The organism is Salmonella sp. NW177, assembly GCF_051811585.1.
Lineage (GTDB): Bacteria > Pseudomonadota > Gammaproteobacteria > Enterobacterales > Enterobacteriaceae > Salmonella > Salmonella enterica.
The window spans coordinates 1-14,987 of the sequence record NZ_JAMMZV010000004.1; the positions used below are offsets into that span (position 1 = coordinate 1).

Below are 14,987 nucleotides of genomic sequence, written 5' to 3' on the forward strand. Positions count from 1 at the left end.
GTACCACGACCGGAGATGGAGAATACGTCTTCGATCGGCAGCAGGAACGGCTTGTCAATCGCACGCTCTGGTTCCGGAATGTAAGAATCCAGGAAGCCAGCCAGTTCGATGATTTTCGCTTCCCACTCTGCGTCGCCTTCCAGCGCTTTCAGAGCAGAACCACGAACGATCGGAGTGTCGTCGCCCGGGAAGTCGTACTGAGACAGAAGTTCACGAACTTCCATTTCAACCAGTTCCAGCAGCTCTTCGTCATCAACCATGTCGCATTTGTTCAGGAACACGATGATGTACGGAACGCCTACCTGACGACCCAGCAGGATGTGCTCACGGGTCTGCGGCATCGGACCGTCAGTCGCAGCAACAACCAGGATCGCGCCGTCCATCTGAGCAGCACCGGTGATCATGTTTTTAACATAGTCGGCGTGCCCCGGGCAGTCTACGTGTGCGTAGTGGCGGGTCGGGGTATCGTATTCAACGTGAGAAGTGTTGATGGTGATACCACGCGCTTTTTCTTCCGGAGCGTTATCGATCTGGTCGAATGCACGAGCAGCACCGCCGTAGGTTTTAGCCAGTACGGTGGTGATTGCAGCGGTCAGGGTAGTTTTACCGTGGTCAACGTGGCCGATGGTGCCGACGTTAACGTGCGGTTTTGTACGTTCAAATTTTTCTTTAGACACGGCTATATTCCTTACTATAGCGCTCTCCCCTTCAGGAGAGAGCACGGGATTTTGGTTTTTAACCCTGCGGCTTATTTACCACGGGCTTCGATTACGGCCTGAGCAACGTTGTTCGGCGCATCATCATACTTCAGGAATTCCATAGTGTACGATGCGCGACCTTTGGTCAGAGAACGCAGCTGAGTTGCATATCCGAACATTTCAGACAGCGGTACTTCAGCGTGGATCTTAACGCCTGTAACTTCAGATTCCTGACCTTTGAGCATACCACGACGGCGGCTAAGGTCGCCGATAACGTCACCGGTATTCTCTTCAGGTGTTTCTACTTCAACCTTCATGATCGGCTCAAGCAGAACTGGTTTTGCTTTCTTAAAGCCTTCTTTAAAGGCAATAGACGCAGCCAGTTTAAACGCCAGCTCAGAGGAGTCAACGTCATGGTAAGAACCGAAGTGCAGACGCACACCGAGATCAACTACCGGATAACCCGCCAGCGGGCCAGATTTCAGCTGCTCCTGGATGCCTTTATCAACGGCCGGGATGTATTCGCCAGGAATTACACCACCTTTGATGTCGTTGATGAACTCGTAACCTTTCGGGTTAGAGCCCGGCTCCAGCGGGTACATGTCGATAACAACATGACCATACTGACCGCGACCACCAGACTGTTTCGCGTGTTTACCTTCGATGTCGGTAACTTTCGCGCGAATCGCTTCGCGGTAAGCAACCTGAGGTTTACCCACGTTAGCTTCAACGTTGAATTCACGCTTCATACGGTCAACGATGATATCCAGGTGAAGTTCACCCATACCAGCGATGATGGTCTGGTTAGATTCTTCATCAGTCCATACGCGGAATGACGGGTCTTCTTTCGCCAGACGGCCCAGAGCCAGACCCATTTTTTCCTGGTCAGCTTTGGTTTTCGGTTCTACCGCGATGGAGATTACCGGCTCAGGGAATTCCATACGTTCCAGAATGATCGGGTTTTCCGGATCACACAGGGTGTCACCGGTAGTCACGTCTTTCAGGCCGATAGCAGCCGCGATGTCGCCCGCGCGAACTTCTTTGATCTCTTCACGTTTGTTGGCGTGCATCTGAACGATACGACCGAAACGCTCACGTGCGGTTTTCACGGAGTTCAGTACGGTATCACCAGAGTTAACCACACCGGAGTACACACGGAAGAAGGTCAGGTTACCCACAAACGGGTCGGTAGCGATTTTGAACGCCAGCGCAGAGAACGGCTCGTCGTCGCTTGCGTGACGCTCAGCCGGAGTATCTTTACCGTCGTCCAGAATACCGTTGATCGCAGGTACGTCTACCGGGGATGGCAGGTAATCAATTACCGCATCCAGCATCGCCTGAACACCTTTGTTCTTGAATGCAGAACCACAGGTTACCAGGATGATTTCGTTGTTCAGAACGCGCTGACGCAGAGCTTGTTTGATCTCTTCTTCAGTCAGTTCTTCACCACCCAGGTATTTTTCCATCAGCTCTTCAGAAGCTTCTGCGGCGGACTCGATCAGGTTCTGGTGCCATTCGTTAGCCAGGTCCTGCATGTCAGCCGGGATATCTTCGTATTCGAAGGTAACGCCCTGGTCGGCATCGTTCCAGTTGATGGCTTTCATTTTCACCAGGTCAACAACGCCGGTGAAACCTTCTTCAGCACCAATTGCCAGCTGCAGCGGAACCGGGTTCGCGCCCAGACGGGTTTTGATCTGACCAACAACTTTCAGGAAGTTCGCGCCCATGCGGTCCATTTTGTTAACGAACGCAATGCGCGGAACTTTGTATTTGTTTGCCTGACGCCATACGGTTTCAGACTGCGGCTGAACACCACCAACTGCGCAGTAAACCATTACCGCACCATCGAGAACACGCATGGAACGTTCTACTTCGATAGTGAAGTCAACGTGCCCCGGGGTGTCGATGATGTTGATGCGATGCGGTTCATACTGCTTAGCCATACCAGACCAGAATGCAGTAGTCGCTGCGGAGGTGATAGTAATACCACGCTCCTGCTCCTGCTCCATCCAGTCCATGGTAGCTGCGCCGTCATGAACTTCACCGATTTTGTGGTTTACACCGGTGTAGAACAGAATACGTTCGGTAGTAGTGGTTTTACCGGCGTCGATGTGCGCACTGATACCGATATTACGGTAGCGTGCGATGGGTGTTGTACGAGCCATTTGATTCCTCGTTGATATCTTTAGGCGTTCAGTTAAGTTATCCAAAACGGGCGACTTACCTGAAGCGCCCGCCTGGTGACTATGACTCCGAAGGGATTACCAACGGTAGTGTGCGAACGCCTTGTTGGCTTCTGCCATACGGTGAACGTCTTCACGTTTCTTAACTGCAGTACCTTTGTTTTCTGCAGCGTCAGAAAGTTCGTTCGCCAGGCGCAGAGCCATGGATTTATCACCGCGTTTACGAGCAGCTTCTACGATCCAACGCATTGCCAGAGCATTACGACGGACCGGACGGACTTCAACTGGTACCTGATAAGTAGAACCACCTACACGGCGGGATTTAACTTCTACAGTCGGGCGAACGTTTTCGAGAGCGACTTCGAAAGCTTCCAGTTCAGATTTACCAGAACGCTGAGCCAGGGTCTCCAGCGCGCTGTATACGATTGATTCTGCAGTAGATTTTTTACCATCTACCATCAGGATATTGACAAATTTAGCCAGCAGTTCTGATCCGAACTTCGGATCCGGCAGAATTTTACGCTGACCAATGACGCGACGACGTGGCATGGAAATACTCCGTTGTTAATTCAGGATTGTCCAAAACTCTACGAGTTTAGTTTGACATTAATTTAAAACGTTTGGCCTTACTTAACGGAGAACCATTAAGCCTTAGGACGCTTCACGCCGTACTTAGAACGAGCTTGCTTACGGTCTTTAACGCCGGAGCAGTCAAGCGCGCCACGAACGGTGTGGTAACGAACACCCGGGAGGTCTTTAACACGACCGCCACGGATCAGGATCACGGAGTGCTCCTGCAGGTTGTGACCTTCACCACCGATGTAGGAAGTCACTTCAAAACCGTTAGTCAGACGAACACGGCAAACTTTACGCAGTGCGGAGTTCGGTTTTTTAGGAGTGGTAGTATATACACGAGTACATACGCCACGTTTTTGCGGGCATGCTTCCAGCGCAGGCACGTTGCTTTTCGCAACTTTGCGAGCACGTGGTTTGCGTACCAGCTGGTTAACTGTTGCCATTAAATAGCTCCTGGTTTTAGCTTTTGCTTCGTAAACACGTAATAAAACGCCCTCACACAATATGAGGACGCCGAATTTTAGGGCGGTGTCGAAAAGGTGTCAAGAAATATACAACGATCCCGCCATCACCAGGCCATCTGGTTGGCATACTTAACCGTGAGTCTGACAAACTCAGTATAGTCAACCCTGACGACACTGTCTGAAATTTGACCACCCAGGCCACGGGCGTCAATATCTTCTTTCAAGGCATAGACCGTTATGGGGGCATCGCGCAGACTTTCAAGGAAGCGGTTACCTTCAATCGCGACGGTAACGCCATCCTGGAGCAACAAAAGCGCATCGCCCTCTTTTAGCAGACGCAGCAAAGCGGGAAAATCAACGCCCGAGGCGCAATGAGGTAAGGTATGCAGCATAAACGCCTCAGAATCTCAGGATGACATCATAGTTGCCAAGCTCGCGGCGTAGCGCCACGGGTTCCAGCGGCGTGGCGTCTACCACAAAATTAACGTTCTCCAGACCACGCTCGCGCAGCGATGCCGCGCAGATCCAGCATTGATCAATATCGTACAAATCAAAGAGCTTGAAAGTAGCAATATAGTCACGCGCCAGCACAGCGTCTGGTTTTTGTCCCGGTAATAACTGAAAGACGCCGTCGCTGATAAAAAAGACGCCCAGCGCTTCCGTTAGCGCTGACGTCGCCAGCAGCGCATCCAGTCCTTCACGGCCTGAGGCGCTGCCGTGCGGCGCGGTGGAAAAGACAAATGCAATACGTTTCATTAAAACTGCACCACCCGATCGCAGGTGAGAGATGCCTCCGCCAGCGCGCCCAGGCCGCTTAGCGTAAAGCCCGGCTGAAGATTGGCGGACGGCAACGCCAGTCTGCCGGCTTCAGTTTCATCAATAATACCGCGACGAAGCGCCGCCGCGACACAGATGTTCAGCGCTACGCCATGCTGCGTATTCAATTTCTGCCAGGCGCGTACCAGATCATATTCATCGCTCGCCGGCGAGGTCAGGAGATTGGCGTTATAGACCCCTTCCCGATAGAAAAAGACGCTGGCTAACTCATGCCCCTCATTGAGCAGCGCGTGGGCGAACTGCAATGCGCTGCTGGCCTGCTGGGTGCCATATGCCGGCCCGGTGACCATAATGGCATAACGCATTATTTATCCTGCCCCTGAAAATCGCCGCTTTTGAACTGGCGAATATAGAGGTAAACCGTGTGTTTTGAGATATTCAGACGATCGGCTACCTGGTTAATGGCGTCTTTAATATCGAAAATGCCTTTTTCGTACAGGTTAAGGACGATCTGACGATTTTTCGCATTGTTAGAGACATTACGATCGGCATTCACTTCTTCGATCGTGAACTCCAGCGTCTGGGTGACTAAATCTTCGACTGAGGAGGCAAAATTAACCGCTGAGCCGACTTCCGGCGTTTCCGGCGGAATAAAGGTATTCATAATCTGTGAAAATGGCACATCAAGATTCATGTTGATGCACAGTAGACCAATGACGCGCTGCTCGCGGTTGCGAATGGCAATCGTCAACGACTTCATCAAGACACCGCTTTTCGCGCGCGTGAAATAGCATTTCGACACGCTACTGTCCGCCCCTGTCATGTCGTGCAGCATGCGCAACGCCAGGTCGGTAATCGGCGAGCCAATTTTACGGCCCGTATGTTCGCCATTGGCAATACGAATGGCTGAACATTTTAGATCCTGCAAAGAGTGCAATACGATTTCACAATGGGAACCTATAAGCATCGCTAACCCGTCCACTACCGCTTCGTAGGATTTCAGAATATCGAAGTCGGTTTGCTCGAAGGGACGCTGATCCAGCAAATCAAGTTCACTGGTTTCGTTGGTTAAAAGCGACCTGGACATGAAAAAAAACACTCCTTTTCAGGAGCCTGTCGTTATGTTTTCAGGGCAGGCTCATTATTTACGCGGATGATTAAATTAATACAGTGAGGGTTCATCTTTCCAGTACTAATTTGCTCGTCTATTTCAGACTACGTGTGCGTTGGCGGTCATTCAGCCTACGGTCTCGCCCTTAACGACCAGCGCAAGCGCCGTTATCCGCAAATCAAATTATGGTGAGTAATATATCCGGCCTGAATAAAAAAAACCGCCGCTATTACAAGCGGCGGCTCTCAGTTTTTATTTTTTAGCAGCATCTGCGGCTTTAGCGTCAGCCGCATCGGCAGGTTTAGCATCCGCTTTCGGCGCTGGTTTGATATCCAGCAGCTCTACGTCGAATACCAGGGTGGAGTTCGCCGGGATACCCGGAACGCCCGTTTTACCGTAGGCCAGCGCCGGTGGGATAACCAGTTTGATCTTGCCGCCTTTCTTAATATTTTTCAGGCCTTCAGTCCAGCCAGGGATAACGCCGTCCAGACGGAAGGAGAGCGGTTCGCCGCGGGTGTAAGAGTTATCAAACTCTTTACCGTCGATCAGCGTACCTTTGTAGTTCACCACAACGGTATCGCTATCTTTCGGCGCCTCGCCTGTGCCTTCTTTCTCTACTTTGTAAAGCAGACCGGTAGAGGAGGTTTTCACGCCTTTCTCTTTAGCAAAAGCGTCGCGGAACGTTTTACCTTTTGCTTCGTTATCAGCAGCGTCTTTTTCCATCTTCGCCTGAGCAGCGCTCTTCACACGTGCTTCAAACGTCTGCAGCGTTTGCTCAATTTCCTGATCGGACAGTTTGCTCTTATCGGCAAAGGCATCCTGAACGCCGGCAATCAACTGATCTTTATCCAGTTTGATGCCCAACTTTTCCTGCTCTTTAAGCGAATTTTCCATGTAACGACCCAGCGAGGCGCCCAGCGCATAAGCCGCTTTTTGATCGTCGTTTTTAAATGCTGCTTTGCTATCAGCGGTAGCTGCCGGTTTCGCCGCATCAGCAGCAAAAGTGATCGGTGCGTGCATAGCAACGGCCATCGTAGTTGCCAGCAGCGTGGCTTTAAACAGTGATTTCATCCATATCTCCAGGGCCGGGGCATCTCGCCCCATGTTAACTTACGTAAGAAGCGTACTATAAATCGTTGCAGAACAAATCAACATACGAACACGCCCTATTATCACTTCTTTTCAGACTCTTTTTGTTTAAATTAGTTTCGTAGTGCGCGTAATGGTTGCTGTGAAAGCCGGTAAAGTTAAGTAGAATCCGCCGACGGAGACAACATAAAGAGGTACATCATGCAGGATATCACGATGGAAGCTCGTCTGGCTGAACTGGAAAGCCGTCTGGCGTTCCAGGAGATTACCATAGAAGAACTAAACCTGACGGTAACCGCACATGAAATGGAGATGGCGAAGCTGCGCGATCATCTACGTTTGCTCACGGAAAAGTTAAAAGCCAGTCAGCCGTCAAATATCGCCTCTCAGGCAGAAGAAACGCCGCCGCCGCATTATTGAGACGAAAAAAAAGCGGGGTTAACCCGCTTTTTTTGTGCCCGATGATTTATCGAACCAATGATAATACCCTAAGGATTTCGAGTCACAGCAAGGCGGCAAGCTTGAAAATTCCCCGGGAGCATAGATAACTATGTGACCGGGGTTTGAAAGCGTAGCCAACACCGCGGTGGCTTGAAAGACGACGGGGATTAATGGCAACCGCAGCCGCCTTTACCACCACCGCCGCAGCAGCCTTCGCCGCCGTGCTCGTGACCATGGTCATGACCATGACCGCCACAGCAGCCGTCTTCACCGTGATCGTGGTGGTGATCGTGCGCGCCATGAACATGACCGTGAGCCAGTTCTTCTTCAGTCGCTTCACGAATCGCAACAACTTCTACGTTAAATTTCAGATTCTGGCCCGCCAGCATGTGGTTACCATCAACCACAACGTGATCGTCTTCCACTTCGGTAATCTCTACCGGTACCGGGCCCTGGTCGGTTTCCGCCAGGAAACGCATCCCTACCTGCAGTTCATCAACGCCCATAAAGACGTCTTTAGGCACACGCTGCACCAGATTTTCGTCATACTGGCCGTAAGCGTCGTTCGCGCCAACAGCGACATCAAATTTGTCGCCAACTTCATGGCCTTCCAGCGCGGTTTCCAGACCAGAGATCAGGGAGCCGTGACCGTGCAGGTAATCCAGCGGCGCACTCACCGGAGACTCATCAACCAACACACCGTCTTCTGTACGTACCTGATAGGCCAGGCTGACCACCAGGTCTTTTGCTACTTTCATGATATCTCCTGAGCATGGGAAGAATAGTGGCGCAGATTGTAGCGGAATTCTGCAGCCGTGTACCCCTTAGCTTAAAAAAACCTGCGGCATATCGCTAGTCCGGATGAAAAATCCCGATCACTTGCTCTTCTTTGCGAACATGCTCGCGGACGTCTTTATCCGCTTCCCGCATTTGATGCCCGCACTTAACGCATTCAACAATATCGACATTATTTTCACGCCACATCGCCATTGTATCCTGCGCCTGACAGGCCGGACATTTCGCGCCTGCAATAAAACGTTTACGGATTGCCATTGTTTTACCCCTACTCAAATTCATCCCAGCCATCCAACTGGCGCCGTTCCTGTTGCATTTCGCGCTGAAAAATCTCCTCCAGTTCGCGTCGGGCCTCTCTGGCGCGCGAAATCTGTACCATGTCGCTATGCTCCGGGATCAGCTCCCGCAACATTCGCATATCCAGCCGGCGAAAATGCAACTGCGCGCGTTGCGCCTGATGCGGATGCATACCTAACGACACCAGAGTTTTACGTCCCAATTCCAGCGCGCTGGAAAACGTTTCACGGGAAAACTGCGTGACGCCAGCCTGTAATAACTCATGGGCCTCCACACGTCCACGCGCTCGCGCAAGAATATGCAGATGAGGAAAATGCTGCTGACACAGCGCCACCAGCTTCATCGTGTCTTCCGGTTCATTACACGTGATGACTATCGACTCTGCCGCTTCCGCGCCCGCAGAACGCAGCAGCTCGACTTGTGTAGCGTCGCCGTAATACACTTTATAACCATATTTGCGCATCAGATTAACGGCGCCGATATCGCGTTCCAGCACGGTGATACGCATCTTATTCGCCATCAATAAGCGAGCGATCACCTGACCAAAACGGCCAAAGCCGACGACAATTACCTGGGGCTTATCATCCTCAACCCACGGCTTTTCATCATTCTCTTCCGGGCCATTAAGACGGCGCGATAACCACTTATCAATCCCTTTCATCAGTAGCGGTGTGGTCATCATTGATAACGTGACAGTCACCAATAATAACGCCATCTGGTCGCCCTGAAACAGGCGCTGAGAAGAGGCGGTAGAAAAGAGCACAAAAGCGAACTCGCCCCCCTGACTCAGCACGCTGGCAAACTGCATCCGTTCAGAACTTCTTATTCCATATAACCGCGCCAGCAGATACAGCGTCAGCATTTTTATGACGACCAGAATAACAACGCTCGCCGCCACCCACAGTAAATGGGTATAAAGTACGCCGAGATTTAGCGACATACCGACGGAGATAAAGAACAGCCCAAGCAGTAAACCTTTAAAGGGATCGATAGCGTTTTCCAGCTCATGCCGGTATTCGCTCTCTGCCAGTAAAACGCCGGCAATGAAGGTTCCCAGGGCCATCGACAGTCCCAGCGCATCCATAAATAAGGCGGCGCTCAACACCAGCAACAACGTCGCGGCAGTGAAGACCTCCCGCACGCCGGACGCAGCAATAAAACGAAATACCGGGCGCAACAGGTAACGACCGCCAATCAGCATTACCGCGAAGGCCAGTACCTTCATTGCCACTTTAAACCAGTCGAAATGCTCGTCGGCCGATCCCGCCAGTAAAGGCACCAACGCCAGTGCGGGGATCACCGCTAAATCCTGAAACAGTAAGACGGAAAACCCTAACTGCCCGGACTCGCTACGATTCATGCCTTTCTCGCGCATCAGTTGTAGCGCCATCGCCGTCGAAGACATCGCCAGGCCAATCCCGCCGACGACCGCCGCCTGCCATAAGAAATCAGCAAGCATCAATAATCCCGCCAGCACCGCCGCGCTTAACAGCACCTGAGCAGCGCCGACGCCGAAGATAGAGCGCCGCAGTTGCCAAAGCCGGGACGGATTGAGTTCGAGACCAATGATAAACATCAGAAACACGACGCCCAGTTCGGAAAAGTGCAGGATCTCGTCAACGTCGCTGATAAATCCCAGCCCCCACGGACCGATGGCGATTCCCGCCAGCAAATACCCTAGCACCGCGCCGATGCCCAGCCTGGCGGCTAACGGCACCGCCGCCACCGCCGCGAAGAGGAACAACACTCCCGCGGTCAATAAATCAGCACCTTCCATCAATAGCCTCCCGCGCTCACAGGATTCGCCAGCCACTCGCCATAGGCTTTCGCATGACTGGCCAGCGTCTGCGGCGACTGACGGCGCGCCCAGTACACAATAATGGGCGGCATCCAGTGCATCCGGCACATGGCCGCGGTCAGTTCAAAAGGGCGGAGTACATCGCTCATTGGATAGCGGTTTAGCGCGTCATACCGGTAAGCGCTCTCCGGCTCGCCGGTCGTAATCACGCTACGCCAGTACTTTCCCACCAGTTGGTTTCCCCCTGGTCCGCTGGCGAATCCTCGACTCAAAACGCGATCAAGCCATTCTTTCAGTAAAGCCGGACAGCTATAGGTGTAAAGGGGATGCTGAAAAACAATGACGTCGTGCTCACGTAACAGGGCTTGTTCATAGGGCGTGTCGATAAAAAAATCAGGATAGCGCGCATAAAGATCGTGCACGGTTACGTTATTGTGCTGTATGGCCGGTTTAAGCAGTACCCGGTTAGCAACCGAGTCCTGAGATTCCGGATGGGCATACAACAGCAAGACTTTCGCTGGCTGAGACATCAATCCCCCTCCCGGTTGTTTTGGGTCGATACATGCCATTCTTCAGGCCGCTTCTACGTTGATAGCGTTTGTTCAACTCAGAAACGTACTCTATGTCCGCCGCTGGGGATTAATGAGAGATATTCTTGTCCCTCACCAAAGGCGGCCTGAATGATTTTGTGTATCGTTGTTGTTTTGAGCTACCATTGCGCTCCAGCGCGGCGGTACGCCCGAATATTACATTATCATAATGATAAATTAACATAGTCTGAACATACGGCGCCTTATGATTGTTTTCTCCTCGTTACAAATTCGTCGCGGCGTGCGCGTCCTACTGGACAATGCCTCGGCTACCATTAATCCAGGCCAGAAAGTCGGCCTGGTGGGTAAAAACGGCTGCGGTAAATCTACCCTGCTGGCATTGCTAAAAAATGAAATCAGCGCCGATGCCGGGAGTTTTACCCTGCCCGGAACCTGGCAATTAGCGTGGGTGAATCAGGAAACACCTGCGTTGCCTCAGCCAGCGATTGAGTATGTCATTGACGGCGACCGTGAATACCGGCAGCTGGAGGCGCAGCTTAACGACGCCAACGAACGTAACGACGGACATGCTATCGCCTCCATACACGGCAAGCTGGACGCCATCGACGCATGGACCGTTCGCTCGCGCGCCGCCAGCCTGCTACACGGCCTCGGCTTCTCTAACGATCAGCTGGAACGTCCGGTCAGCGACTTTTCCGGCGGCTGGCGGATGCGCCTTAACCTGGCTCAGGCGCTGATTTGCCGCTCCGATTTACTGCTGCTCGACGAACCGACCAACCACCTCGATCTGGATGCCGTTATCTGGCTGGAAAAATGGCTGAAGAGCTATCCGGGCACCCTGATTCTGATCTCCCACGATCGCGATTTTCTTGACCCGATAGTGGATAAAATTATCCATATCGAACAGCAGACTCTGTTCGAGTACACCGGCAACTACAGCGCGTTTGAAGTTCAGCGCGCCACGCGCCTGGCGCAGCAGCAGGCGATGTATGAGAGTCAGCAGGAGCGTGTGGCGCATCTGCAAAGCTACATCGACCGTTTCCGCGCCAAAGCGACCAAGGCCAAGCAGGCGCAAAGCCGTATCAAGATGCTGGAGCGTATGGAGCTGATTGCGCCGGCTCATGTCGACAACCCGTTCCATTTCAGCTTCCGCGCGCCGGAAAGCCTGCCGAACCCGCTGCTGAAGATGGAAAAAGTCAGCGCAGGTTATGGCGATCGCATCATTCTGGAATCCATCAAGCTGAACCTGGTGCCCGGCTCGCGTATCGGCCTGCTGGGCCGCAACGGCGCGGGGAAATCGACGCTGATCAAGCTGCTGGCGGGCGAACTGGAGCCGCTACACGGTGAGATTGGCCTCGCCAAAGGCATTAAGCTCGGCTACTTCGCCCAGCACCAACTGGAGTTCCTGCGCGCGGATGAATCCCCGTTGCAGCATATGGCGCGTCTGGCGCCGCAGGAACTGGAGCAGAAGCTGCGCGACTATCTCGGCGGCTTCGGTTTCCAGGGCGACAAAGTAACGGAAGAGACGCAACGTTTCTCCGGCGGCGAAAAAGCGCGCCTGGTACTGGCGCTGATCGTCTGGCAGCGTCCAAATCTGCTGTTGCTCGATGAACCGACCAACCACCTGGATCTCGACATGCGTCAGGCGCTCACCGAAGCGCTGATTGATTTCGAAGGCGCATTGGTCGTCGTGTCGCACGACCGCCACCTGATTCGCTCCACCACTGACGACCTCTATCTGGTTCACGACAAAAAGGTCGAACCGTTCGACGGCGACCTGGAAGATTATCAGCAGTGGCTGAGTGACGTGCAGAAGCAGGAAAACCAGGCCGACGACGCGCCGAAGGAAAACAACGCCAACAGCGCCCAGTCACGCAAAGATCAGAAGCGTCGCGAAGCCGAGCTACGCACTCTGACGCAGCCGCTGCGTAAAGAGATTACCCGTCTGGAAAAAGAGATGGAAAAGCTCAACGCCCAGTTAGCGCAGGCGGAAGAGAAGCTCGGCGACAGCAGCCTGTATGACCCAAGCCGTAAAGCGGAGATGACCGAGTGTCTGCAACTGCAGGCCAGCGCCAAATCCGGGCTGGAAGAATGTGAAATGGCATGGCTTGAGGCGCAGGAGCAGCTTGAGCAGATGATGCAGAACGACTAACGCGCGGGGCGGACGATGAACCTGTCAATCGCCGATGACATTACCTTCCGCAAGCTCACCATCTTCATGACCTTTATGGAGAAGGGTAACATCGCCCGCACCGCCGAGGCGCTGCACACGCTGGAAGAGAACGTTCGTTGTCCGCTGTTCGTCCATAAAGGCCTCTTCGGTACTCGCCCCGGTATAAAGATTACCGTTGCGGTCGGCAGCACCGGAACAGAAGCCTGCGTTATGTGATTTAGCGGCAAAGGTTGCCGTGATTTATTTTCGTCAGCGCGTCGTTCACGCCAAATAATGTAAACGTCACCTCATCAACGCCAAGATTTTTCAGACGCGCAGTGTGTTTTTTAATATAAGCCTGCGCCGTTTCTTCGGATTCAAACAAGTAAATGCCGCCAGCTTGCTGGTTTTTCTCGCTTTCTGTCCAGATTTTCCAGATGAAGCCCGGCTCCTCATTGATAGACTCCGCCAGCCCGACCAGTTGCTGAGTCATCTCCTCGCCAAAAGGGCCGCTAAAGTTAAAATGGATCTGTAAAAGTGTCTTCGACATGCCTTCTCCTTGAGTCACATAACTATCGTGTTGCCACACTACCACGATTAATTCGGCTGATGCAGGGGTTCACGCGATTTCTGTGGGGTATTGCGCGCGCCTTGCATACCGCCCCCTCTGGTGAAATGAGGCGCAATTTTATTTCGCCAGACGACCAATTGAACGTAAAATCACATATTGACTAATCTGTGAACCTTATGCGCGGTATAGTATTGTTTCCAATTATCAATTGTTCTGGTGCTATGGTTGAGATCACGTCCACAGAAATGACCCCGCCTGTCAATGACTCGCATGAATTTATTCCCATGCGTGGCATTCGTAATCGCCATTTACAAACTATGCTGCCGCGCTTAATCCGCCGCAAAGTGAAGTTCAACGCCCACTGGCAGAGGCTGGAGCTACCGGACGGCGATTTTGTCGATCTGGCATGGAGCGAAGAACCGCAACAGGCAAAGCATAAACCGCGGCTGGTGGTCTTTCACGGTCTGGAAGGCAGCCTGAACAGCCCCTATGCCCACGGGCTGATTGAGGCGGCGCAAAAGCGCGGCTGGCTGGGCGTGGTGATGCACTTTCGCGGCTGTAGCGGCGAACCCAACCGTCTGAATCGTATTTACCACTCCGGTGAAACGGAGGACGGAGCCTGGTTTTTACGCTGGCTACAGCGGGAGTTCGGCACCGTTCCGACAGCCGCCGTGGGCTATTCGCTCGGCGGTAATATGCTGGCGTGCCTACTGGCGAAAGAAGGCCGCGATATTCCCATCGAGGCGGCGGTGATTGTTTCTGCGCCCTTTGTTCTCGAAGCCTGTAGCTACCACATGGACAAAGGGTTTTCCCGCGTCTATCAGCGTTATTTGCTTAATCTGTTAAAAGCGAATGCGTCACGCAAGCTGGCGGCGTATCCCGGGTCGCTGCCGGTGAATCTGGCGCAACTGAAATCAATGCGCCGAATTCGCGAGTTTGACGACCTGATCACCGCGAAAATTCACGGCTTTGCCGACGCCATCGACTACTATCGTCAGTGTAGCGCCATGCCGTTGCTTAACCAGATTGCTAAACCGACGCTGATTATTCACGCTAAAGACGATCCGTTTATGGATCATCATGTGATCCCTAAAGCGGAAGATCTGCCCCCGCAGGTGGAGTATCAGCTGACTGAGCATGGCGGACACGTAGGATTTATCGGCGGTACGCCGCTGCGCCCTGAAATGTGGCTGGAACGCCGAATTCCTGACTGGCTGACAACGTACCTGGAGGCGTCATCATGATCATTCCCTGGCAGGGGCTCGCCCCCGACACGCTGGACAACCTGATCGAAAGCTTTGTGTTGCGCGAAGGCACCGATTATGGTGAACATGAACGTTCGCTTGAACAAAAAGTCGCTGACGTAAAACGCCAACTGCAATCCGGCGAGGCCGTGCTGGTATGGTCTGAATTACATGAAACGGTCAATATTATGCCGAAAAAGCAGTTTCGCGAATAAAACGCCTTTGCCGACAATACATTAT

At 52.8% G+C, this 14,987-nt stretch carries 19 protein-coding genes; 5 read left to right on the forward strand and 14 right to left on the reverse strand.

What is annotated here, in order from left to right; all coding sequences use genetic code 11:
* The 9 genes from NA986_RS12850 to fkpA all read right to left on the reverse strand — a co-directional run.
* Positions 1–677: GTP-binding protein (locus tag NA986_RS12850; RefSeq protein ID WP_079965015.1), on the reverse strand; the 677-nt coding region annotated here is incomplete at its 3' end.
* 71 nt (positions 678–748) lie between these two features.
* On the reverse strand, positions 749–2,863 hold the full coding sequence (gene fusA, locus NA986_RS12855) for an elongation factor G (RefSeq protein ID WP_000124693.1): 2,115 nt from the start codon (positions 2,861–2,863) through the stop codon (positions 749–751).
* A gap of 96 nt (positions 2,864–2,959) precedes the next feature.
* Positions 2,960–3,430, reverse strand: a complete 471-nt coding sequence (rpsG, locus tag NA986_RS12860) for a 30S ribosomal protein S7 (RefSeq protein ID WP_001138043.1) — start codon at positions 3,428–3,430, stop codon at positions 2,960–2,962.
* Positions 3,431–3,525: 95 nt separating this feature from the next.
* A complete protein-coding gene (gene rpsL, locus NA986_RS12865) occupies positions 3,526–3,900 on the reverse strand; it encodes a 30S ribosomal protein S12 (protein ID WP_000246815.1) in 375 nt (124 codons plus the stop codon).
* A 125-nt stretch (positions 3,901–4,025) separates the two neighbouring features.
* Complete coding sequence (gene tusB, locus NA986_RS12870) at positions 4,026–4,313, reverse strand: sulfurtransferase complex subunit TusB (protein WP_000903398.1); 288 nt, start codon at positions 4,311–4,313, stop codon at positions 4,026–4,028.
* Positions 4,314–4,320: 7 nt separating this feature from the next.
* A complete protein-coding gene (tusC, locus tag NA986_RS12875; RefSeq protein ID WP_000820705.1) occupies positions 4,321–4,677 on the reverse strand; it encodes a sulfurtransferase complex subunit TusC in 357 nt (118 codons plus the stop codon).
* Complete coding sequence (gene tusD, locus NA986_RS12880; protein ID WP_001268010.1) at positions 4,677–5,063, reverse strand: sulfurtransferase complex subunit TusD; 387 nt, start codon at positions 5,061–5,063, stop codon at positions 4,677–4,679. The genes tusC and tusD overlap by 1 nt, the downstream gene beginning before the upstream one ends.
* Positions 5,063–5,785 (reverse strand): helix-turn-helix transcriptional regulator, encoded by a 723-nt coding sequence (locus tag NA986_RS12885; RefSeq protein ID WP_000091471.1) that lies wholly within the window; start codon positions 5,783–5,785, stop codon positions 5,063–5,065. Before NA986_RS12885 ends, tusD begins: the two co-directional genes overlap by 1 nt.
* A 276-nt stretch (positions 5,786–6,061) precedes the next feature.
* A complete protein-coding gene (gene fkpA, locus NA986_RS12890; RefSeq protein ID WP_000838225.1) occupies positions 6,062–6,880 on the reverse strand; it encodes an FKBP-type peptidyl-prolyl cis-trans isomerase in 819 nt (272 codons plus the stop codon).
* A gap of 219 nt (positions 6,881–7,099) precedes the next feature.
* Between fkpA and NA986_RS12895 the strand changes: the two genes are divergently transcribed.
* Complete coding sequence (locus NA986_RS12895) at positions 7,100–7,318, forward strand: protein SlyX (RefSeq protein ID WP_001152701.1); 219 nt, start codon at positions 7,100–7,102, stop codon at positions 7,316–7,318.
* Between the two features lie 188 nt (positions 7,319–7,506).
* Here NA986_RS12895 and slyD read toward each other — a convergent pair whose 3' ends face one another.
* From slyD to kefG, 4 genes are all read right to left on the reverse strand, one after another.
* Positions 7,507–8,097: a peptidylprolyl isomerase gene (gene slyD / locus NA986_RS12900; protein WP_000861341.1), complete on the reverse strand. Its 591-nt coding sequence runs from the start codon at positions 8,095–8,097 to the stop codon at positions 7,507–7,509.
* Between the two features lie 94 nt (positions 8,098–8,191).
* Complete coding sequence (locus NA986_RS12905; protein ID WP_001007735.1) at positions 8,192–8,392, reverse strand: YheV family putative zinc ribbon protein; 201 nt, start codon at positions 8,390–8,392, stop codon at positions 8,192–8,194.
* Positions 8,393–8,402: 10 nt separating this feature from the next.
* Positions 8,403–10,208 (reverse strand): glutathione-regulated potassium-efflux system protein KefB, encoded by a 1,806-nt coding sequence (kefB, locus tag NA986_RS12910; RefSeq protein ID WP_000398133.1) that lies wholly within the window; start codon positions 10,206–10,208, stop codon positions 8,403–8,405.
* Positions 10,208–10,759 (reverse strand): glutathione-regulated potassium-efflux system ancillary protein KefG, encoded by a 552-nt coding sequence (gene kefG / locus NA986_RS12915; RefSeq protein WP_000081820.1) that lies wholly within the window; start codon positions 10,757–10,759, stop codon positions 10,208–10,210. The genes kefB and kefG overlap by 1 nt, the downstream gene beginning before the upstream one ends.
* Positions 10,760–11,024: 265 nt before the next feature.
* On the opposite strand from kefG, the gene NA986_RS12920 reads away from it, so the two are divergent.
* Complete coding sequence (locus tag NA986_RS12920) at positions 11,025–12,932, forward strand: ABC transporter ATP-binding protein (RefSeq protein ID WP_000634765.1); 1,908 nt, start codon at positions 11,025–11,027, stop codon at positions 12,930–12,932.
* Between the two features lie 15 nt (positions 12,933–12,947).
* Complete coding sequence (locus NA986_RS12925; protein ID WP_023216443.1) at positions 12,948–13,169, forward strand: helix-turn-helix domain-containing protein; 222 nt, start codon at positions 12,948–12,950, stop codon at positions 13,167–13,169.
* 1 nt (position 13,170) lies between these two features.
* On the opposite strand, the gene NA986_RS12930 is transcribed toward NA986_RS12925, so the two are convergent.
* A complete protein-coding gene (locus tag NA986_RS12930) occupies positions 13,171–13,482 on the reverse strand; it encodes a monooxygenase (RefSeq protein WP_000047690.1) in 312 nt (103 codons plus the stop codon).
* A 197-nt stretch (positions 13,483–13,679) separates the two neighbouring features.
* Here NA986_RS12930 and NA986_RS12935 point away from each other — a divergent pair, with 197 nt between their 5' ends.
* Together NA986_RS12935 and NA986_RS12940 are read left to right on the forward strand one after the other, a co-directional pair.
* Complete coding sequence (locus NA986_RS12935; protein ID WP_001214116.1) at positions 13,680–14,747, forward strand: hydrolase; 1,068 nt, start codon at positions 13,680–13,682, stop codon at positions 14,745–14,747.
* Entirely contained in the window at positions 14,744–14,962 is a 219-nt protein-coding gene (locus NA986_RS12940) for a YheU family protein (protein WP_000586568.1), read from the forward strand. The genes NA986_RS12935 and NA986_RS12940 overlap by 4 nt, the downstream gene beginning before the upstream one ends.
* Positions 14,963–14,987: the final 25 nt, after the last annotated feature.